The organism is Cupriavidus pampae, from assembly GCF_914271485.1.
GTDB lineage: Bacteria > Pseudomonadota > Gammaproteobacteria > Burkholderiales > Burkholderiaceae > Cupriavidus > Cupriavidus pampae.
This window is the reverse complement of sequence record NZ_CAJZAG010000009.1, coordinates 146,453-165,509: the sequence shown is the minus strand read 5'-3', so window position 1 is coordinate 165,509 and position 19,057 is coordinate 146,453. Positions and strand designations below refer to the sequence as shown.

At 66.2% G+C, this 19,057-nt stretch carries 21 protein-coding genes; 2 read left to right on the top strand and 19 right to left on the bottom strand.

What is annotated here, in order from left to right:
- Positions 1-11 precede the first annotated feature (11 nt).
- The 18 genes from LDO41_RS22960 to LDO41_RS22875 form a co-directional block, all read right to left on the bottom strand.
- Positions 12-704, bottom strand: a complete 693-nt coding sequence (locus tag LDO41_RS22960; RefSeq protein WP_223992388.1) for a 4'-phosphopantetheinyl transferase family protein — start codon at positions 702-704, stop codon at positions 12-14.
- Complete coding sequence (locus tag LDO41_RS22955; RefSeq protein WP_223992387.1) at positions 701-1,942, bottom strand: beta-ketoacyl-ACP synthase; 1,242 nt, start codon at positions 1,940-1,942, stop codon at positions 701-703. The genes LDO41_RS22960 and LDO41_RS22955 overlap by 4 nt, the downstream gene beginning before the upstream one ends.
- The gene (gene fabG, locus LDO41_RS22950) at positions 1,939-2,670 is read right to left on the bottom strand and encodes a 3-oxoacyl-ACP reductase FabG (RefSeq protein ID WP_223992386.1); all 732 of its coding nucleotides are present in this window, start codon (positions 2,668-2,670) and stop codon (positions 1,939-1,941) included. The genes LDO41_RS22955 and fabG overlap by 4 nt, the downstream gene beginning before the upstream one ends.
- A complete protein-coding gene (locus LDO41_RS22945; RefSeq protein WP_318036299.1) occupies positions 2,667-3,134 on the bottom strand; it encodes a hotdog family protein in 468 nt (155 codons plus the stop codon). Before LDO41_RS22945 ends, fabG begins: the two co-directional genes overlap by 4 nt.
- The gene (locus LDO41_RS22940) at positions 3,131-4,321 is read right to left on the bottom strand and encodes a beta-ketoacyl-ACP synthase (protein WP_223992385.1); all 1,191 of its coding nucleotides are present in this window, start codon (positions 4,319-4,321) and stop codon (positions 3,131-3,133) included. Before LDO41_RS22940 ends, LDO41_RS22945 begins: the two co-directional genes overlap by 4 nt.
- Entirely contained in the window at positions 4,318-4,827 is a 510-nt protein-coding gene (locus tag LDO41_RS22935) for a DUF3261 domain-containing protein (RefSeq protein WP_223992384.1), read from the bottom strand. Before LDO41_RS22935 ends, LDO41_RS22940 begins: the two co-directional genes overlap by 4 nt.
- Positions 4,828-4,904: 77 nt before the next feature.
- Complete coding sequence (locus LDO41_RS22930) at positions 4,905-7,235, bottom strand: MMPL family transporter (protein ID WP_223992377.1); 2,331 nt, start codon at positions 7,233-7,235, stop codon at positions 4,905-4,907.
- Positions 7,228-7,908 carry an outer membrane lipoprotein carrier protein LolA gene (locus tag LDO41_RS22925; protein WP_223992368.1) on the bottom strand — a complete coding sequence of 227 codons (681 nt, stop codon included), beginning with the start codon at positions 7,906-7,908 and terminating at the stop codon, positions 7,228-7,230. Before LDO41_RS22925 ends, LDO41_RS22930 begins: the two co-directional genes overlap by 8 nt.
- Positions 7,905-8,321, bottom strand: coding sequence for an acyl-CoA thioesterase (locus tag LDO41_RS22920; protein WP_223992367.1), 417 nt, complete (start codon positions 8,319-8,321; stop codon positions 7,905-7,907). The genes LDO41_RS22925 and LDO41_RS22920 overlap by 4 nt, the downstream gene beginning before the upstream one ends.
- The gene (locus tag LDO41_RS22915) at positions 8,305-9,285 is read right to left on the bottom strand and encodes an LpxL/LpxP family acyltransferase (RefSeq protein ID WP_223992365.1); all 981 of its coding nucleotides are present in this window, start codon (positions 9,283-9,285) and stop codon (positions 8,305-8,307) included. Before LDO41_RS22915 ends, LDO41_RS22920 begins: the two co-directional genes overlap by 17 nt.
- A 26-nt stretch (positions 9,286-9,311) precedes the next feature.
- The gene (locus LDO41_RS22910; RefSeq protein ID WP_223992811.1) at positions 9,312-10,058 is read right to left on the bottom strand and encodes a glycosyltransferase family 2 protein; all 747 of its coding nucleotides are present in this window, start codon (positions 10,056-10,058) and stop codon (positions 9,312-9,314) included.
- 5 nt (positions 10,059-10,063) lie between these two features.
- The gene (locus LDO41_RS22905) at positions 10,064-11,791 is read right to left on the bottom strand and encodes an AMP-binding protein (RefSeq protein WP_223992362.1); all 1,728 of its coding nucleotides are present in this window, start codon (positions 11,789-11,791) and stop codon (positions 10,064-10,066) included.
- Positions 11,784-12,332 (bottom strand): COG4648 family protein, encoded by a 549-nt coding sequence (locus tag LDO41_RS22900; protein WP_223992361.1) that lies wholly within the window; start codon positions 12,330-12,332, stop codon positions 11,784-11,786. Before LDO41_RS22900 ends, LDO41_RS22905 begins: the two co-directional genes overlap by 8 nt.
- On the bottom strand, positions 12,332-12,595 hold the full coding sequence (locus LDO41_RS22895; protein ID WP_223992360.1) for an acyl carrier protein: 264 nt from the start codon (positions 12,593-12,595) through the stop codon (positions 12,332-12,334). The genes LDO41_RS22900 and LDO41_RS22895 overlap by 1 nt, the downstream gene beginning before the upstream one ends.
- A gap of 44 nt (positions 12,596-12,639) precedes the next feature.
- The gene (locus tag LDO41_RS22890; RefSeq protein WP_223992359.1) at positions 12,640-12,942 is read right to left on the bottom strand and encodes a phosphopantetheine-binding protein; all 303 of its coding nucleotides are present in this window, start codon (positions 12,940-12,942) and stop codon (positions 12,640-12,642) included.
- On the bottom strand, positions 12,929-13,699 hold the full coding sequence (locus LDO41_RS22885; RefSeq protein ID WP_377742550.1) for a lysophospholipid acyltransferase family protein: 771 nt from the start codon (positions 13,697-13,699) through the stop codon (positions 12,929-12,931). The genes LDO41_RS22890 and LDO41_RS22885 overlap by 14 nt, the downstream gene beginning before the upstream one ends.
- Before the next feature lie 7 nt (positions 13,700-13,706).
- Positions 13,707-14,492 (bottom strand): beta-ketoacyl synthase chain length factor, encoded by a 786-nt coding sequence (locus tag LDO41_RS22880; RefSeq protein WP_223992357.1) that lies wholly within the window; start codon positions 14,490-14,492, stop codon positions 13,707-13,709.
- A 260-nt stretch (positions 14,493-14,752) separates the two neighbouring features.
- Positions 14,753-15,619, bottom strand: coding sequence for a helix-turn-helix domain-containing protein (locus LDO41_RS22875; RefSeq protein ID WP_223992356.1), 867 nt, complete (start codon positions 15,617-15,619; stop codon positions 14,753-14,755).
- Between the two features lie 157 nt (positions 15,620-15,776).
- On the opposite strand from LDO41_RS22875, the gene LDO41_RS22870 reads away from it, so the two are divergent.
- Positions 15,777-16,022, top strand: a complete 246-nt coding sequence (locus tag LDO41_RS22870) for a hypothetical protein (protein ID WP_223992355.1) — start codon at positions 15,777-15,779, stop codon at positions 16,020-16,022.
- Positions 16,019-18,538 (top strand): excinuclease ABC subunit UvrA, encoded by a 2,520-nt coding sequence (locus LDO41_RS22865; RefSeq protein ID WP_223992353.1) that lies wholly within the window; start codon positions 16,019-16,021, stop codon positions 18,536-18,538. The genes LDO41_RS22870 and LDO41_RS22865 overlap by 4 nt, the downstream gene beginning before the upstream one ends.
- Positions 18,539-18,577: 39 nt before the next feature.
- Here the strand turns inward: LDO41_RS22865 and LDO41_RS22860 are convergent, their stop codons facing one another.
- Entirely contained in the window at positions 18,578-19,024 is a 447-nt protein-coding gene (locus LDO41_RS22860) for a hypothetical protein (RefSeq protein WP_223992346.1), read from the bottom strand.
- Positions 19,025-19,057: the final 33 nt, after the last annotated feature.

The following is a 19,057-nucleotide window of genomic DNA, read 5'->3' as shown; positions in this document are numbered from 1 at the left end:
TCAGACATACGTCAGCAGGAAAGCGTTGCAGGCACCAGCTTCCAGTAGCGTGGCAGCGGTAACCCATTGAGAGAGAGCGCATCGGGCGCGTCGATGCAAAGGGCGAGCACATGATCGTCGAGCTGCCACGTGCAGGCGTTGGCGTCGTGCATCGACGTTGCTGCTTCAATCCGCACGCTGCCGCCCAGCATGGTCTGGAACAGGCCACCACCATCGCGCTTGATACTGGCTTCCTTGAGCGTCCACGCATGCGTAAAGCACGTCAGCGCGTCCGTATCGAGATGCGAGGCGAGGGTACGACGCTCGTCATCCGTCGTGACGGCGGCGATCAACGCATCGAGTCCCTTGCGCGGCCGGCAGGCTTCGATATCGAGACCCAACGCCACCGTGCCCACCGCACAGGCCACCCGATCGGTGCTGTGCGAGATCGACAGCGCGGCCGGTACCGGACCCGACACCACCGGCGGCGCATCCGCTTCCGCGCTCAGGCTCCAGTCATGCCACTGCCCGCCCATGGCCTCTGCCAATAGCGCGCGCGCCAGCCAGCGTCCGGCGACGAACTGCGCGCGGCGCGCGGGCAGCGGCAGCGCGTCCAGCCGTGCGCGCTCGCTATCGGACATCCACGTGGCGCAGGGCGCCGCCAGCGCGGCGACCTCCGTCACCCAACCATGGCGTATCCACGCGCGCGCGCCGGCAGTGTTCATGCAGGCTCACCGTCGTGCCAGCGCCGGAAGATCAGCGAGGTGTTGATGCCGCCGAACGCGAAGTTGTTGCTCATCATGTAGTCCACGTCCAGCTCTCGTGGCGCATCCACGATGTAGTCGAGCGCCGCGCAACGCGGGTCCGGCGTGCTCAGGTTGAGGTTGGGCGCGAACCATCGATCGCGCATCATCTCGATGGTCATCCACGCCTCGAGCGCACCGCAAGCGCCGAGCGTATGGCCGATATAGCTCTTGAGCGAGCTGATCGGCACGCTATCGCCGAACACCGCATGCGTGGCATGGGACTCGGCGATATCGCCGTGATCGGTGGCGGTGCCGTGCGCATTGATATAGCCAATCTGCTCGGGTGCGAGCGCGGCATCCTCGAGCGCCAGCCGCATGGCCACGGCCATGGTCTCGGCCTTGGGCTGCGTCACGTGAGCGCCATCGCTGTTGGTGCCAAAGCCGACAATCTCCGCGAGGATGCGCGCGCCACGCGCACGCGCATGCTCGAGTTCTTCCAGTATCAGCGTACCCGCGCCCTCGCCAAGCACGAGGCCATCACGCTCGCTGTCGAACGGGCGCGGCGTGGTCTGCGGGGCATCGTTGCGGGTGCTGGTCGCGAACAGCGTATCGAACACGGCCGCCTCGGTAGCATCGAGTTCTTCGGCGCCACCCGCGAGCATCGCCACCTGGCGGCCACTGCGAATGGCTTCGTACGCATAACCAATGCCCTGACTGCCGGAAGTGCAGGCGCTCGACGTCGTCACGATGCGGCCCGTAATGCCGAAGAACACACCGATATTGACCGCCGTGGTGTGCGGCATCATGCGGATATACGTGGTCGCGCTGATGTCCTCGGTGGTGCGCTCGCTACGCATGCGACCGAAATCCGCCACGGCCTCGGGCGAGCCCGCCGAGGATCCGTATGCGATGCCAAGCTTGCCACCCGATACCAGCGGATCGCCGGTAAGCCCGGCATCCTGCAACGCCACCTCGCTGGCCAGCACGGACATCAGCGCCACCTTGCCCATGCCGCGCATGACCTTGCGCGTGAAGTGCGGCGGCAGCACCAGCGGTGGCACCGGTGCGCCAAGGCGGGTGTTCAAGCCTTTGATGTCATCCCACTCGGCCATATGCACGACGGTATTGCGGCCCGCCGCCAGCGACGCGCGTACCGTAGCCCAGTCATTGCCCAGCGCGGAGATGGCGCCGGCACCTGTTACGACGACGCGCTTCATCCGAACATCCCCCCGTTGACCGAGATCACCTGACGCGTGATGTAGCCCGCGTCGCGCGACAGCAGAAACGCCACGGTGGCGGCGACTTCGTCGGGCGTGCCCAGACGCCGCGCGGGAATCATCCGCAACGCTTCCTCGCGCACGTGGGCCTCGACCATGTCGGTGTCGATCAGTCCCGGTGCGACGCAGTTCACGGTGATGTCGCGCTTGGCCAGTTCGATGGCCAGCGCCTTGGTGGCACCGATGATGCCGGCCTTGGCCGCGCTGTAATTGGTCTGGCCACGATTGCCGACGAGCCCGGACACCGATGACAGCGTGACGATGCGGCCCGGTTGGCGACGCTGGACCATCGGCATGACCACGGGATTGAGCACGTTATAGAATGCATCGAGGTTGGTGTGGACCACCTCGTCCCATTCCTCGCCGGTCATCGCGGGGAATGCGGCATCGCGCGCGATGCCGGCATTGCACACCACGCCGTAGTAGGCGCCATGCGCCTCGATATCGGCTGCCAGCGCGCGGGCCGCTTCCTCGCGTTTGGACACATCGAAGCACAACACGCGCGCGCGGCGGCCGCAGGCACGCGCCGCATCGGCCACCGACTCGGCTTCGTCGCGGCGCGAGCGGCAATGAATCGCCATGTCGTAGCCTTCGCGCGCCAGGCGCAAGGCGATGGCGCGGCCGATACCGCGCGACGATCCCGTGACCAGAACCGTGGGATTGCTCATACCTCTTGTCCTTGCAGATAGACCTGCGCATCCGCAGGCTGAAAAACGGAAACGTTGGCGCGCGCCACTTCGCGGCCGTCCAGTTCGATGCGGCAGGCGAACTGGCCGAGCCCGTTGTCGCCGATCATCTCGGGGCGCACACTGATTATCAAAGCCGCGTCGAGCGGGAAATGCGACAGGTCGCATTCATAGCGCCGCGAGCCGAGCAGGAAGCCAACCGCGGGTGGCTGACCGTCACGGCGGTTGCGCACGCCCGCCCATGCCGCGATGGTCTGCGCCATGTACTCGATGCCAACCCAGGCCGGCATGCCCGCCGCGTCGACAAACAGCTGGGTGGCGCGCACGGTCGCGCGGGCGACGCAATGGTCGTCATCGGCGTGCACCAACGCGTCCAGCAGCAGCATGGCGCCGCCATGCGGTACGACTTCCGCCACCGGCGGCAGCGTATCGAAGGTCATGGTCATGCGGCCCCCAACACCAGCGCGCAGTTGCTGCCGCCGAATGCGAACGAGTTGCTCAGCACCAGTTTCGGCGCGCGGCCGAGCGCGCTGCCGGGGCCCGCGATATGCAACGAGGGCAGCGCGGGATCGGCCACGCCATCCCACCAGTGCGGTGGCAATTGTCCTTGTGGATTGTCCGCGAGCGTCAGCCACATCAATGCCGCCTCGATCGCGCCTGCCGCGGCCAGCGTGTGGCCGGTCAGCGGTTTGGTCGAGCTCACCGGCACGTCGGTGCCGAGCAGGTCCGCCACCGCGTGCGCTTCCATAACGTCGTTGGCGGGCGTGGCGGTGCCGTGCAGATTCACGTAATCGAGCGCACGCGCATCGATGCCCGCGGTGGCGATGGCCTGCTGCATCGCAAGCCGCGCCCCTTCGCCGCGTGGATCGGGCGCGGACATATGGTGGGCATCCGTCGATTCCCCCCAGCCGGCAAGGCGCACCGGGCCTTCTTCGCGCGACATCAGAAACAGCGCCGCACCTTCTCCGAGATTGATGCCATTGCGATTCGCCGAGAGCGGATTGCAGCGCGCGACGCTGACTGACGCGAGCGACGAGAAGCCCGCCACGGTGAATGCGCACAACGTATCGACGCCGCCGGCCAGCACCACATCGGCCAGGCCATGGCGCAGAAGCCGGGCACCCGCTGCCATCGCCTTCGCACCCGACGAGCAGGCGGTAGAGATGGCATAAGCCGGGCCGCGCGTGCCAAGCACCTGCGCGAGCAACAGTGCCGGTGATCCGAGCTCCTGCTGGCCGTAGTGATAGGAAGGAGGCAGGGCGCCATCGCGCGACAGATGCCGGATCGCGAGTTCGCCCTCGTGGATACCGGAGGTACTGGTGCCGATGATCACCGCCACGCGCGCGGGACCCACACGGGCGATCGCGGCGTCCACGTCGGCGCGAATCTGCGCGAGGGCGTCCAGCAGCACGAGGTTATTGCGACTCCGATGCGGCGCGGGAAGCGTTGCCGAGAGCGCGGGGTCTTCGGGCAGGTCACGCACCGTGCCGAGCAGAAGGTCGCGCCCGGGGCTGTAGTGGTCCGTGACCTCGCCGGCGTTGGGGGCACCGGCTTCCCACAGTGCGGCGCGCACGGCGTCGTGCCCGCGTCCCAGCGCGCACGTCATGCCAACGGTATTGAGGAATGCGGTCATTGGTCGCCAGCTCCGGTAGTGGCAGCGGGCAACGTACGAATGGTCAGGCGATAACCGTCGCGGCGTTGCTCGATCAAAGTGGTAGCAGGGTCGGGATAACGGATTTCCATGACAACCTCGTCGCCCTGACGCAGGCGCCTTTTGGTGGGCGCATCGTCAAGACGCCAGCCCTGCGGCAAGGCCTGGCGAATCGCCTCGGCCGGCCACAGCGACAACTGCAGATCGCTGAGGATGCGCTCGGGTTGCACCACATCGGGCGCCCACGGCGCACGCGTGATCTTCAGATCGTTGCCGTCCCAGTCCAGACGGGCCAGCACCTGCCCACCGCCGATGGCGGCAAGGCGCGTATGCGCGGCATCGGCCTCCAGCAGCACCTGCAGTTCGCGATGCTCGCGGCGTCCACCCACACCATAGTCGACTTCAATCGATTGCTGTAGCGATAGCGTTCGCTGTAGCGACGCGGGCGGCAGGCGCAGAAGCACCGTATCGTGCGCGGTGGTGGGCATCTCTGACCGCTTTGCGGGGGCAGCACATCCCGCGATGAGGACTGTGGCGATGACGAGAGCGGAAAGCGTGCGGCGCATCATGGACGAAACCACGGTGACAGCACCCACACCGCGCCGACACCAGCCAGCATCGTGATGCCGAACGCGTGCAGCGCAGGCGTGGAGGACAACGCCAGCAGGCCAAACGCAAGCAAGGTACTGGCGGCGCCCAGCACGATCGCACTCCACGACACCCCATCGCCGGGATGCTCGAGCAGGAAGATGCCATAGTCGACGCCCACGCCCAGCAGCAACGCCAGTGCCAGCACGGGGAACAGTTGCACCGGCACATGCAGCCAGCCGAGCAGCGCCACGCTGCACAGGCCCGCCAGCAGCGTCGGCACCAGGGCACGCCACGATGCGACGCCATAGCGCCACGCCAACAACGCGGCCACAGCGACCGCGCCCGCGAGCAACAGCCAGCTCATAAGCACGCGATAGTGGTGGAGGAGGCCGGTGAGATCCTCCACACGATCGACCCATTCGACGCCCGGGGACGATGCGACCGCGGCATGCACCGCGCGCGCGGCAGCGGGATCGGCGAGGCCACGCAGTAGCACGACACTGGCATAAGGGCCCGACTGGCCGCCTTCACGGCCAAGCCAGAGGTGCCGCAGTGCCGCGGACACCGGCTGCGCCAGCCAGGTCGACAACGTCAGGACGTGGTCGGTGCTGGCGTTGCCGACTGGCACCGGCGCGCGCGTCGCATGCAGGGCCTTGGCCACCCGCTCGCGCACCTGATCTTCGAGCCCCGCGGTCAGCGTCGCATCCGCGCGCTGCCGCGCGGCGGACGGCACCCATTCGGAGAGCGCGATCACGCCATCGAGCCGGCCTTGCGCGATCAATCCCTTCAACGCGGCCTTGGCCGTTTCCTCGCGCGCGAGGACCTGATCGGGGGTGTCGCCGCGCACCAGCAGGAACTGCGTCGGGCTCGGGCTACCGAGCAAACGACCGGCCGTGCGTTGCGCTTCCACGAGCGGCGCGGGTGAGTTCTGCAACTGGCGCACATCGTCGACCACGCGCACCTGCAGCAAGCCACCGACGATAAACACGGCCAGCCCCGCCGCGACCAGCACCGATGGCCGATCGAGACGCGCGCGCGGCCAGCGCGCGAGGCCACGTGCCAGCCATGCCGACATGCGGGTCGGACGCAGGCTGCCGCGGTCGAGCAACGGAAACCACAGCACCACGGTGAGGAAGGCGGCGGCGAGTCCCACCGCGGAGAACAGTGCCATCTGCCGCAGGCCGGGGAACGGTGCCACGCCCAACGCCAGATACGCCACCACGCTGGTAGACAATGCCAGCGCCATGCCGGGCAACAGAAAACGCATGGTATGCGCCGGCGAGCGTGTGCTGTCCGCCTGCCGGGTCACGAAATAGTGGATGCCATAGTCCTCGGCCACGCCCACCAGACTGGCGCCGAACACGAGCGTGATCAGGTGCACGCGATCGAAGACGACTGCGGTGACGGAGATCGCCGCCGCGGTGCCGATGGCCAGCGACAGTGCCACCAGCACGATCGGGCGCAGCGAACGAAACGCCAGCCACACGAGCAGCAACACGGCAGCGAGCGAGCCAAGGCCGATCACATTGATCTCGACACTCGCGCGCGCGGCGGCGGCTTCGGCATGGAGCGGAATGCCTGCCGATACCACGCGCACCTTGTCATTGGCGCGACGCGCGCTGGCCTCGGCCGCGGTAAGCAGATCGCTGTAGTCGGTATCGCCGCTGACCGAGAAGGCCGGCTTGCCGATGTGATACGTCAGCAGGATCCACTGCATGCCGTCGGCGGAGAACGACGCCAGGCCATCGCGTTCGCGCACGCGCGTCACGTCCGCGCGCGCGAGCCACCAGTCCTGCCAGAGGCCGAGCGGATCGGTGCTCCAGCCGGTGAGTGCCGAGCCGGAGGAGATTTGATAGAGGCGTGCCAGCGCCTGTTGCGCGAGCGCGGCGGGGTCGGCGTGGGTCAGTTGCGCGCGTTGCGCATCGGTCAGCATGCTGCCGCGCCACGGACGATAGAACGCCAGTGCCGCATCGAAGTCGAACGCGCCGATCTTGTCCACGGGCTTCAGCAACTCGGGATGCCGGGCCGTCACCGCCTGTATTCCATCCGCCGCGGTACTTGCCGCCTGCCAGTCCGGCGCACCGACCAGCACCATCACCTCGCGCGAGACATCCTCGGCCAGCTGGCGCAGCACGCGGTCGGCCGTGGCGGTCCGTTCGCTCGATGGCAGCAGCGCCATGATGTCGGTGTCGATACGATTGCCACGCCAGAAGCCCGCCTGATGCCAGGCGAGCAGCAGCACGAGCACCAGCCAGATCATGGCCAGCACGCGCGCGAGCGGGGACAGGCGGTCCGGCTTACTCAAAACGCTGCGCCTCCGCCGCGGACAACTGCGGCGACGTCGACGGGTCGATCAAGCGGATCTGCGTGACATCGCCGCCGGCCTCATCCATGCGGATACTGCGGACAAAACGATCGCCCGACAGATCGATACGCGCAAAGGCACGCCGGATGCCGGCGTCGGTGGGCGTCAACGTCAGCGCCCAGCCGTCCTTGCCGGTCATGCGCGCATCCACCGAAAAACGGGGCAGCAGCGACGAGAAGTCGCCGCGCAGCAGCGCCACCATCGACTCGCCGAGGATGCGCATTGCGGGCTGGCCGTCGGCGCCCATGCGTTGCTGTACCTGACCATCGGCGCCGCGCACCACCAGTTGCGTGGGCGTGACCACGAGGCTCGAAGCAACGGGCTCCCTGGTCGTCCACGCCAGGCCGTGCTCTCGCGCCAGCAGAAATTCGCCGCGCGAGATCAGTGGCGTGGCAAAGCCGGCCAGTTGGCGTCGCTGCTCGAAGCGGCCACGGATGACGGGCGCGTCGGAGAGGCGCGCGGCAATCTCGTGCAGCGTGTCCGAACCTTTGTCCGAACCTTTGTCCGTCCGCTTTTCCGCCCTCTTGTCCGCCGCCAGCGCAAGGCGCGATGCGCCGATGCCGACAAGCGCGATGAGGGAAACCGAGGACAGCAGGAATGACCGGCGCGTCATGGTTTGACTCCCAGCCGTTCCCACAACACCGGCGGGCATTCGTAGCACATCTCGCCCGTCTGCATATCCACGGCCACCTGTACCGAATACCCCTTGGTCAACCGCTCGCCGGTCGTGGCATCGCGCAGCAGATAGTCGATCTTGAGCCGATGCTCCCACTCGACGATGGTGGCGCGCACGCTCACGGTCTGACCGTAGACCACCGGCCGCACATAGCGCAGGCGCAGGTCGACCACCGGCCACGCATAGCCCGAATCGCGCATGGCCGGATAGTCGTAGTCGTACTTTTGCAGCAGCGCGGTGCGTGCGAGCTCGACGTAGCGCGCGTAGTTGCCGTGCCACACCACGTTCATGGGATCGAGGTCGTGGAAGGCTGGGGTCAGGGTGATTTCGTGGCTAAGCGTCTGGGACATGGCGAGTCATTGCAGCGTTGGCGTCCGGATCGGCCCAGAAGTCGTAAAAGTTGAACCAGTCGTAGGGCGATTGCGGCAGCAGGCCTTCGAGCCATGCGGCAAAGGCGCCCGCGTACGCGGTCAACGCTTCGTTGCGTTGCGCGCGCGGCAGCTTCACCTCGCGCGCGAGTTCGGTAAAGCGCAGCAGATGGCCGTTGCGCTGACGAATGCAGCCCATCGCGAACAGCGGGCAGTCCAGCAGCGCGGCCAGTACATACGGTCCCACCGGGAAACGTGCCGGCGCGCCGAGAAACGGCACGCTGACCGTGCGGCCACCATGCACCGGCACCCGATCGCCGGCAATCGCGACGAACTCGCCGGCATTGATGCGATCGGCCAGCTCCTGCGCGGTGGCGGGGGAAATATCGTCGATCTGATAGAGCTGCAGCGCGGCGTCCGGATCGAGCCGCGACATCAGCCGGTTGAATCGCTCGGCATGCGCGGTGTGGACGAGTACGGTCAGGCGCAGCCCCGCGCGCTGATGAGCCAGCACGCGGCACAGTTCGAGGCAGCCCATATGGGCCGTGACGATAATGCCGCCGCGACCGCTATCGAGCTGGCGATGCAGCGCGTCGACACCTTCGCGCGTGACGTTGTCGAACGCATAGTGGCCGCTGAGGGCCAGCAACTTGTCGAGCAGCGTCTCGGCAAACGCGTAGAGATGCCGCAGCGTATGCCTTGCGCCGGGCGCATGGCCCGTGCTGTCCGTAGCCCGATGCAGACGACGCAGGTAATCGAGCGAAGCGTGCCGTGCCGCGGGGCGTGCCAGCCAGTAATAGGCGACCACGGGCCATAGCACCACGCGGAACGCCGCGCGGCCCAGCAGGCGATGTATCGCGTACAGGCACCAGATGCCCCAGGCGCACGTGGACTCGCCAATGCGGCTCCAGTGGCGTGGCGCGGGGTGGGTAGCGGATGCACGCATGGCGTTGATCTTCTGCGCGGTCGACATCAGGCCAGGCGACGGCCGAGCAGCGTCGGCAGTCGTCTGAGCATGCCGAAGAACAGGCGTGTGTGCATCCACGAGATGCGCACGTTGTCGCGCCACATGTGGAAGTGCGACACACCGTCGCTTGGATACGTGACCGGCGTCGGCAGGTTCAGTACCGGCACACCACGCCAGACCAGATGGACCAGCACCTCGGTGTCGAACTCCATGCGCCGGCCGATATGTGTGGCACGCGTGACCGGGACCACCGCAGCAAGCGGATATACCCGCAGCCCGCACATCGAATCGCGAATCGCGAAGGACAGCGTATGCACCCACACCCAGACATGCGTCAGATAGCGTCCGATCAGCCGCGCGCGCGGCACCGAAGCATCGTATTGCGGCACGCCGCAGATGATCGCGGCCGGACTGCGCCGTGCCATCTCGAGAAACGCGGGAATACAGCCGGCGTCGTGCTGGCCGTCCGCATCGATCTGCAGGGCATGCGTGTAGCCCGCCTGCCAGGCGGCATCGAAACCCGCCATCACGGCGCCACCCTTGCCCTGGTTGTGCGGCAGGCGCAGCAGTGTCACGCGGCCATCGGCGCGCGCGGCGAGGTCGCGCAGCACCTGTGCGCACGTGGCGCTGCTGCCGTCATCGACCAGCAGGCAAGGGAACGGATGCTTCAGGATGGCGTCGACCATGGCGCCGATGGCGCGTTCGTGGTCGAACACCGGCACCAGCACCACGGGGCGGAAGGTCTCGGCCATATCAGTCATGCCTCGCTCCGAAACGCAATGCGGCCACTGGCATGCGGGCCTGCCGCGGAAGTCAGTCGGAACGACAGCGCGTGCTTCTCCACGAGCCATTCGAGATCCATGCGCACCTGCATGCCCGGGCGGATGATGCCCTGGAACTTCAGCACATCCAGACGCAGGAACGCCGCGCGCGGCGGTATCGGGAGCGCTTGCGGTGCCAGCGTCATGACCCAGTCGATCTGAGCCACACCGGGCACGATCGGCGTACCGGGAAAATGACCGTCGAAGATGGCGAGATGCTCGTGAATATCGAGCATCGCGGCGGCGCTGTGTTTTTCACCACCTTCACCGCGTTCGATCCATACCGCGCGCGGCACGGTCTGGCGGAACAGGTCGCGCAATGCCGCCTCGGTGGTCTTGCCCTGCGCGTTGACGGGCAAGGCGTCCTGCGCCAGATGCCAGCGGCGCGGCAGTGCGAGCGGATCGACGCTACCCGTCAACGACGCCTTGAGCGCCGCGACAAACGCAGCGCGCCCGCTTTCGGCAAGCCGCGCGTTGCCCGCTTCGGACAGTACAAGCGCCGCGGCGACGCGCGTACCGATATCCAGATCCACCAGCAGCACCCGTGCCTCGAGTACCCACGGCAATGCCGTTAGCGCCTGTTCGATCGCGGTCAGCGAGACGCGCTTCTCTTCGATCTTGGCAACGCGATCGGCGCGTCCCTGCAGCACGAATCCATGCTGCGCATCCGCGTGGGCCAGATCGGCGCACACATACCAGTCGTCATCGGGCAGATGCGGCGAGCGCACCGCGAGAAAGCGGTCCTCGATGCGCCACGTCACGCCCGGCAGCGGTGTCCAGCGCTCGCCATCGGACGCGCGCTGACGCCAGGCAATGCCGCCGGTTTCCGAACTACCAAAGACTTCGATCGGCGACTGCCCGAGCTGACGCAGCGCGTCGTCGGCAGCCGCGGGCGGCAGCGGGCCGCCCGACGAGAATACCGCGCTCAGTGCCTGACGCACTGCGGTCCAGTCCAGCCCTTCCGGCAGGCGACGCAGATGCGCGGGGCTCGTGATCAGCACGGCCGACGCGGCAGGCAGCCCCGCGCAACCGGACACGAGTTCTTCATTGAAGGCGAGCCGGCCGGCTGGCAATGAGCGGCCGGCGGCGAGCGGCCACAACACGCAGAACAGCAGGCCGTAGATATGCTGATGCGAGACCGTCGTGAGCAACCGCGTATTGGCGACTACATCGGCGGCCACACGGGCGCCGAATGCCGCCTGCAACGTCGCGGTCTCGGCATCGAGTTGCGACAGACGCTTGTCGATCGCCGTCGGCGCACCGGTGGAGCCCGAGGTAAACAAGGTAATGCGCGCATTGGCGGGCAACTGCGGCCACGGCGCGTCGGGGTCCGGCGCGGTGGCGGCCGGTACAAGGCCGCCGGTCATCTCTCCGGCCCAGCCGTCGGTATGCGCGCGTAGCGCGTCCAGCGTATCGGTGCGCAGATCGCCGGGCAATACGACATGCTTGCCGGCATGCCAGGCGCCAAACAGTGCCGCGGCAAACTCGCGCGGCGATTCGACATAGATCGCCCAACGTTGGCCCGGCGCCGCCGCAAACGCCGTGCGCCATGCCGCGGCGCGGGCGAGCAGGGCGCTTGCCTCCGCATCGTCGTGGGCTGCCCGGCGCGCGAGTCCGGCCATCGCGCCGCGCACGCCATACCAGTCGGCGTTTCGCTCAGACATGGCGATGTCCTGCCATCACACGTCGGCGCACCAGCCATTCGGCGGCGAACATCGTACCGATCAGCACGTAGGCGATCGCACCGTTATAGAGGGCCCACGTCGCGTCATCGGCAAATAGTGCCGTGCCCAGCGCCACGGCGCCGTTGCAGCAGAAGAACACGCACCATGCGATCGTGACCTTGCGGGTATAGGCCACGCCGGCGGGAGGCAGATCGGGCTCGCGCATGCGCGCGATGCGTTCGACCACGGTCGGCGGATAGCGCAGGCTCCAGCCGAATAGCCCCAGCATCAGCGCATTGATAAAGACGGGATAGAGCTTGAGGGGCATCGCATCGCCCGATGCCATCACCACGGCCGCCACGGCTGCGGCGACCAGCGCCATCGCGCGCGCACCCGCCTGCTTGCCGGCAGCCAGTCGCAGCACCAGCAGGGCGATCAGAAACAGGGCCACGATGCGCGGTGGCCAGTACTGCAGTCCCACATAGACGACCACCGGGTAGCACAGCGTCAGCGCCACCAGGCCGAACTTGCGCCACGACATCAGGCCGTCGCGGAGGAATCGGAGTCGATCAGCAGCGCCAGCGCTTCCACCACGTCCTGGATGGTGCGCACGGACTTGAACTGCTCGGGCTTCAGGGGCTTGTCGAGCATCGGCTTCAGCTTCACCAGCAGGTCCACTGCGTCGATGCTGTCGATGTCGAGGTCCTCATACAGGCGCGCATCGGGTCGGATACGGTCTGCGTCGATCTCGAAGGAGTCCTGCAAAACAGCGGAGATCCGCGCGAAGATTTCGTCGTGAGTCATGGCCATGCCTGCCAGCTGAATAATATCGATGGTGCCGGACGGGGTCAGGCCGCCCGAATGTCGCTAACCGAGTCGCTACCGGCGCCGCCCGCGGCGCGTTGTGCCGCCACAAAGGATGCCAGCGCTGCCACGCTGGCAAAGCGCGCGCGAACCTCTTCCTTGTCGCCGCTCATCGTCACGCCAAACCGCTTCTGCAGGGCCAGTCCCAGTTCCAGCGCATCGATCGAATCGAGTCCGAGCCCTTCGATAAACAGCGGGGCATCGGTGTCGATGTCCGCCGGCGCCACCTCTTCGAGCGCCAGCGATGTCACGATCAGTTCCTTGATTTCTTGCTCAAGCGCCTGCATGGCGCACCTCCCGGGAAAAATATTCTGTCAGTCCGTGCGTGACGGCGCGCACTGCCATCGCATCATCGGCACCGGCACTGACAAACTGAAGCGGATCGAGATCTTCCTGCACATCGATCACGAAACGGGGCCGGCGCAGCGGTACGCGATACCACTTGTCGCCCTTCTGCAGGAAAGGCGTTTCGCAGCGGATCACCACCGGCGTCAGCGCAAAGCCACCGCGCACCGCGATATTCGCGGCGCCGCGCTGGAGTTTGATCTGTCCGTTGGCCGGCGTGCGCGTGCCCTCGGGAAAGATCACGAGGTTGTTGCCCGCGCGCAGCGAATCGATGCAGCCCTGCATCATGGCCATGCCGGAGTCGTTCAACACATAGCCGGTGGCGCGGACCGGACCCCGCGTGAACGGGTTGCGCGCCAGCGTGGCCTTGACCACGCAGTCTGCCCGGCGGGTCAGGGAGATGATGAGTATCACGTCGACCAGCGACGGATGGTTCGCCACGATCAGCAGGCCCTTGCGCCGCAGCCGCTCGGCGTGGCGCACTTCGTAGCGAATGACGCCGGACGCGCACATCAGCCAGACGAACAGCCGGAACGCGTGATGCACGACATCCTTGCAGATGCGAGCGCGCTGTTCGGCACGCCAGGGCAGCAGTGCGAGCGTGGGAAATACGAGCATCCGCAGTACGAGTCCACCCAGACCGAACCCGGAGAAACACAGGCCCGTGGCACATACCCGCCACGCCCGTTCAATCGGCATCCAATGCTCAACCATGGTATTTCCAATGCCACGCGGCAACTTCGCCGCGATAGGTCAACGACTCCTCTCCGGTTAGCACGAACCGGAGCACATCGAGCCCATGGGGGAGCTCCGCCACATTATTGGCTGCCGCCACGGCGTCTTCGTCTGCCAGCGTCAGCGTATAACAAGGCTCGTCCTCGCCGGGCAGGGCGAGGCGCCAGCACCAACTGTACATCGCTTCCGGCTCGTCCACGAACGATGCATATGGCGCGGCCAGCGGCGCCTCGTAGTAAACCAGCAGCACTTCGGGCGCGCCCTCGGCCAGCAGGCTGCAGGCCTCGAGGACTGCCGTCTCCACCGTGTCCCGGCCTGCCGACAACGCCTGCAGGTTCGCGCGATGGCTCAGGTCGATCGCACGTACCGCGCCAATGGCATTGTGCACAGAGAGCCCGAACGCCGTCGGCGATAGCGGTTCGCTGGCAGCCAGATCGGCGAGCATCGTTACCAGTCGCGCGGTATCGCCATGCCGGGAGCTGAACACCGCCGGCATGGTTGCCGAGGATGCATGGTCGCGCTCGCAGGCATACACGGGTGCGAGTGCCACGCGCCCAAGCGGCGGCAGGCGTCTGCGCAGCATCGCGGCCATCTCGGCAAGCGGCGGTACCGGGGGCGCGGCGGGGGGCAAATACGGAGCTTTGCTCCACGCGCGCCACGCTTCCTGGCTATCGAGACCGCCGGCCCATGCCGACCATGCGCGCACGGCAAAACGCAGCGTCGTTGGCGTATTGGCAGGGGGGTAACGGCGGGACAAGGGATATTCGTGGGAACTTGGCGCGCCATTTTACTCAAACGACACCGGGCCAATCCCGAAAATGTTGTTACTGTGGCAAAAATGCTGGTGGAAATATCACAAATCGCGCCGTTGTGTTATGCGCTAAGGTCCACAAAACGGGCCGGGATGGGCCGAGAACGGCATATTTAGTGGCGTTTCGGTAACGCCGGGCGTGGTTACAACGTGACAGGGCCGTTCAAACAATTAGGGTTTTTGCGACTTTATTTGTCTTTGACTTTTTAGTGATTAAGTCGCCGCCAGATTGAAGGCGCAATGCCGACCACGCGTCCAAACGTCCGGGCGAAGTGACTCTGGTCGGCAAATCCGCATGCCAGCGCGATAGCCCCGAGCGCCATGGCGCCCCCGACGAGATAACGCTTGGCCAGTTCCACCCGCTGCAGCACCATCCAGCGATGCGGTGGCATGCCCATCGAGACGCGGAAGGCTTTGGCAAAATGCGCGCGCGACAACTGGCATTCGCGCGCGAGCGTCTCGAGCGAGATCTCGCCATCGAGGTGGGTCAGGATCAGTTCCTTCGCGCGCCGCTCCTGCCATGGCGCCAACCCTTGCTGAACGCGCCGCGCGGGGACTTGGACGCCGCCATACGACTGCACCAGGTGCGCGCGCAATGCCAGCGCCATATGGTCGACGAACAGGGTCGACGCCTGTTCCGGATGCGCGAGTGCGGGAAGCAAAGCCTGGCTCAGATGGTGAACCATCGGATCGGGCACGGCCAGGTGGGGCGGGCAGTGCAGGCGCTGCACGGTGCGGATGCCCAGATCGTTCGCGGTCTCGTCGAGCGCGGAATGCGGGATGTAGAACTGCATGCAGTCGTACTCGCCAATCAGGTCGGCCACCCAGTTGCGTTCCAGATCGTAGATCGCCAGCGAGCCGCGATCAAAGGGAACATGCGGCGCGGTGCGGCCGCCGACCCACAGGTTCTGCTCGCCGAACGGGCGCAGTTGCAGGACCACGAGGTACGAAGGCTCGCGCTCGTAGGGGTCGGTCCGTCCCGAATTGCGGCGCGTGCTGCGGACGCGCGAGATACCAATCGGCGCGTAGGGCAGCGCCCGGCTGATGATCGTCTGCGTGACGTCCGCCGGCATGTGTCCGGAATGCTGCAAGCTCGAACCACTGTCTTCCATCTGCTGCCCGGCGTGTACTCTTCATGCGAAAGCGGAAGTATCGCTGAAAGCGGTGACATAACGGAAGCCTTGGAACGGAGATTGCTCTGAACTTCCTCTACATGCGACGGGAGACGCGGTGAACTGGCTCGATGCAATGCAGTGGCCCGCGATGGCCGTAACCGTGCTGGCCACCTGGCTGGTGGGTTCGCGCAGCCCGCGGCGCCGCAAGATCGGATTCTGGGTATTTATTGCAAGTAACCTAATGTGGGTCATGTGGGGGATCCATACGGCCGCATATGCGCTAGTGACACTTCAGTTTGCGTTGGCGGCCCTGAATATCCGGGGGATGATCGAGGCCCGCAAGGCCAAGGCCGAATCATGAGCAAATCTTCGTTGGTACGCGTACGCGGTGCGCGCGAGCACAATCTCAAGAACGTCGACGTCGATATCCCGCGCGATGCGCTGGTGGTGTTCACCGGCGTTTCGGGTTCGGGCAAGTCGTCGCTGGCGTTTGGCACGTTGTACGCGGAAGCGCAGCGGCGCTACTTCGAATCCGTCGCGCCCTACGCGCGCCGCCTGATCGATCAGGTTGGCGTGCCCGATGTCGATGCCATCGAAGGTCTGCCGCCCGCTGTGGCCTTGCAGCAGCAACGCGGCACGCCCAATGCGCGTTCCACCGTCGGCAGCATCACCACGCTCTCCAACCTGATCCGCATGCTGTATTCGCGTGCCGGCACCTATCCCGCAAAGCAGCCGATGCTGTACGCGGAGGATTTCTCCCCGAACACGCCGCAAGGTGCCTGCCCGCAATGCCATGGCCTGGGCCGCGTCTACGACGTGACCGAACAGTCGATGGTGCCTGACGACTCGCTGTCGATCCGGGACCGCGCCGTCGCCGCATGGCCGCCGGCATGGCATGGCCAGAACCTGCGCGACATCCTGGTGACGCTCGGCTACGACATCGACAAGCCCTGGCGTGATCTGCCAAAGAAGGATCGCGACTGGATACTTTTTACCGACGAGCAGCCAACCGTACCGGTCTATGCGGGCTTTACGGCCAAGGAAGTGCGCGCCGCGCTCAAGCAGAAGATGGAGCCGAGCTATCAGGGCACCTTCACCGGCGCGCGCCGCTATGTGTTGCAGACCTTCGCCAATACGCAAAGCGCGTTGATGAAAAAGCGTGTGGCGCGGTACATGGCTGGCAGCGATTGCCCGTTGTGCCACGGCAAGCGGCTCAATAAAGCGGCGTTGACGGTCAAGTTTGCCGGGCTGGATATCGCCGAGTTTGCGCATTTGCCGCTGGCCCGCGTTGCGGAAATCATGGGGCCGGTGGCGGCTGGCCAGAGCGCCGCCGGAAAAGTTGACGAGAAGCAGGAGCGACGTCTGGCCGCGCAGCGCATTGCGGCGGAGTTGCTCGAACGGCTGTCCGCGCTGACCGATCTCGGGCTCGGCTATCTGTCGCTCGACCGCAGCACGCCGACGCTGTCGTCGGGCGAGTTGCAGCGCCTGCGGCTGGCGACGCAACTGTCGTCGCAGTTGTTCGGCGTGGTGTATGTACTCGACGAGCCCTCGGCGGGCCTGCACCCGGCCGATGGCGAGGCGTTGCTGCGCGCGTTGCAGCGGCTCAAGACCAGCGGCAATTCGCTGTTCGTGGTCGAGCACGATATGCAGACCGTGCGCAGCGCGGACTGGATCGTCGACGTCGGGCCGGCTGCGGGCGAGGGCGGCGGATGCGTGCTGTATAGCGGTCCGCCCGAGGGGCTGGCCAACGTCGCGGCATCGAGCACGGCGCGCTATCTGTTCGATGCAGAGGTAGCGCCGCCCATGCGAGCACCGCGCGCGGCGCAGTCATGGCTCAAGTTGACCGGCGTCACGCGCAATAACCTGCACGCGCTCGACGCGGCGATTCCGCTCGGCTGCTTCACTGCGGTCACGGGGCTCTCGGGTTCCGGTAAATCGAGCCTGATCAGCCAGGCGCTGCCCGAACTGGTGGCGCGTCATCTTGGCAAGGCAATCGAAGACGCCGATGAGGATGAGCAGGGCGCCGGCGATGGGCTACTGCCCGCATCGGAGACCCCCACCCATGGCCATATCGCGGGCGGCATGGACGCCATTCGTCGTCTGGTGCGCGTCGATCAGAAGCCGATCGGGCGTACCCCGCGCTCCAACCTCGCGACCTATACCGGGCTGTTCGATGTCGTGCGCAAGCTATTCGCCGATACGCCCGCGGCGCGCAAGCGGCGCTATACGCCCGGCCGCTTCTCGTTCAACGTGGCGCAGGGGCGCTGCCCGACCTGCGAAGGCGAGGGCTTTGTCAGCGTTGAGCTGTTATTTCTGCCGAGCGTCTATGCGCCATGTTCGACGTGCCATGGCACACGTTACAAGCCGCAGACGCTCGAGGTGCAATGGCAGGGCCGGAATATTGCCGAGGTGCTCGACCTGACGGTCGATGCCGCGTGTGATGTGTTTGCCGGGGAGGCGCAAGCAATGAAGTCGCTGACCGTGCTGCGCGATATCGGTCTGGGGTATCTGCGGCTCGGTCAACCGGCGACGGAGCTCTCTGGCGGCGAGGCCCAGCGCATCAAGCTCGCCACCGAGCTGCAACGCGCGCACCGTGGCGACACGCTATACGTGCTCGACGAGCCGACCAATGGGCTACACCCTTCAGATGTCGACCGATTGCTGGTGCAACTGCAAGGGCTGGTGGAGCAGGGCAACACGGTCGTGGTGGTGGAGCACGATATGCGCGTGGCCGCGCAGGCCGACTGGATTATCGACATGGGCCCCGGCGCCGGCGACGCGGGCGGCAAGATTGTCGCCTGCGGCCCGCCGGCGAAGATCGTCAAGGTCAAGGCAAGTCAGACCGCGCGGTATCTGGCGGAGTACGTGCAGACCTGACGATCTTGACCGGGATCGACTTCGCGGCGGGAACGTGGGCTAGGCCGCCGCCGGAGTGATCGTCGACGGGGCCGATGCGGCCGCCGCGGCGGAAGCGCGTCGGCGGGTATTCCTGGGCTTGCGCTCGCGTGGCGCCGTGCTCGGCATGCGCGGCGCCGCGATGGTGGCGCCCCATGCGGTTGCCAACACGCGCAGCGCATGCTCGTGGAACGTGCCGTGCAGATGCTGATCGAGAAACTCGGCTAGCGAATCGTAGGAGAACTTCTTCGCGCCCTTGATCAGTAGTTCGGGCTGCGTCGCCGCCTGCTGCCACGCGCGATCGTGGATCAGCAGATAGGGCGGAATGTCCCGGCGCGTCTCGCGCAACGTACGAATGCCGGCCTCGATCCGCACCAGAATTGCCCAGTCCGTTGGCAGTGCTCGAATCAGATGGACGGCTTCGACATCCTCGGAAGTCAGGGAGCCGACAAGAAAGCGATGGAACATCAATTGGGATCTCCTGACGGGTGCAGCGTTCAC

Excerpts from the sequence above, each read along its gene's own strand:
- LDO41_RS22960 (WP_223992388.1), bottom strand. The coding sequence starts at position 704 with ATGAACACTGCCGGCGCGCGCGCGTGGATACGCCATGGTTGGGTGACG.
- LDO41_RS22955 (WP_223992387.1), bottom strand. The coding sequence starts at position 1,942 with ATGAAGCGCGTCGTCGTAACAGGTGCCGGCGCCATCTCCGCGCTGGGC.
- fabG (WP_223992386.1), bottom strand. The coding sequence starts at position 2,670 with ATGAGCAATCCCACGGTTCTGGTCACGGGATCGTCGCGCGGTATCGGC.
- LDO41_RS22945 (WP_318036299.1), bottom strand. The coding sequence starts at position 3,134 with ATGACCATGACCTTCGATACGCTGCCGCCGGTGGCGGAAGTCGTACCG.
- LDO41_RS22940 (WP_223992385.1), bottom strand. The coding sequence starts at position 4,321 with ATGACCGCATTCCTCAATACCGTTGGCATGACGTGCGCGCTGGGACGC.
- LDO41_RS22935 (WP_223992384.1), bottom strand. The coding sequence starts at position 4,827 with ATGCCCACCACCGCGCACGATACGGTGCTTCTGCGCCTGCCGCCCGCG.
- LDO41_RS22925 (WP_223992368.1), bottom strand. The coding sequence starts at position 7,908 with ATGACGCGCCGGTCATTCCTGCTGTCCTCGGTTTCCCTCATCGCGCTT.
- LDO41_RS22920 (WP_223992367.1), bottom strand. The coding sequence starts at position 8,321 with ATGTCCCAGACGCTTAGCCACGAAATCACCCTGACCCCAGCCTTCCAC.
- LDO41_RS22915 (WP_223992365.1), bottom strand. The coding sequence starts at position 9,285 with ATGCGTGCATCCGCTACCCACCCCGCGCCACGCCACTGGAGCCGCATT.
- LDO41_RS22910 (WP_223992811.1), bottom strand. The coding sequence starts at position 10,058 with ATGGCCGAGACCTTCCGCCCCGTGGTGCTGGTGCCGGTGTTCGACCAC.
- LDO41_RS22905 (WP_223992362.1), bottom strand. The coding sequence starts at position 11,791 with ATGTCTGAGCGAAACGCCGACTGGTATGGCGTGCGCGGCGCGATGGCC.
- LDO41_RS22900 (WP_223992361.1), bottom strand. The coding sequence starts at position 12,332 with ATGTCGTGGCGCAAGTTCGGCCTGGTGGCGCTGACGCTGTGCTACCCG.
- LDO41_RS22895 (WP_223992360.1), bottom strand. The coding sequence starts at position 12,595 with ATGACTCACGACGAAATCTTCGCGCGGATCTCCGCTGTTTTGCAGGAC.
- LDO41_RS22890 (WP_223992359.1), bottom strand. The coding sequence starts at position 12,942 with ATGCAGGCGCTTGAGCAAGAAATCAAGGAACTGATCGTGACATCGCTG.
- LDO41_RS22885 (WP_377742550.1), bottom strand. The coding sequence starts at position 13,699 with ATGCCGATTGAACGGGCGTGGCGGGTATGTGCCACGGGCCTGTGTTTC.
- LDO41_RS22875 (WP_223992356.1), bottom strand. The coding sequence starts at position 15,619 with ATGCCGGCGGACGTCACGCAGACGATCATCAGCCGGGCGCTGCCCTAC.
- LDO41_RS22865 (WP_223992353.1), top strand. The coding sequence starts at position 16,019 with ATGAGCAAATCTTCGTTGGTACGCGTACGCGGTGCGCGCGAGCACAAT.
- LDO41_RS22860 (WP_223992346.1), bottom strand. The coding sequence starts at position 19,024 with ATGTTCCATCGCTTTCTTGTCGGCTCCCTGACTTCCGAGGATGTCGAA.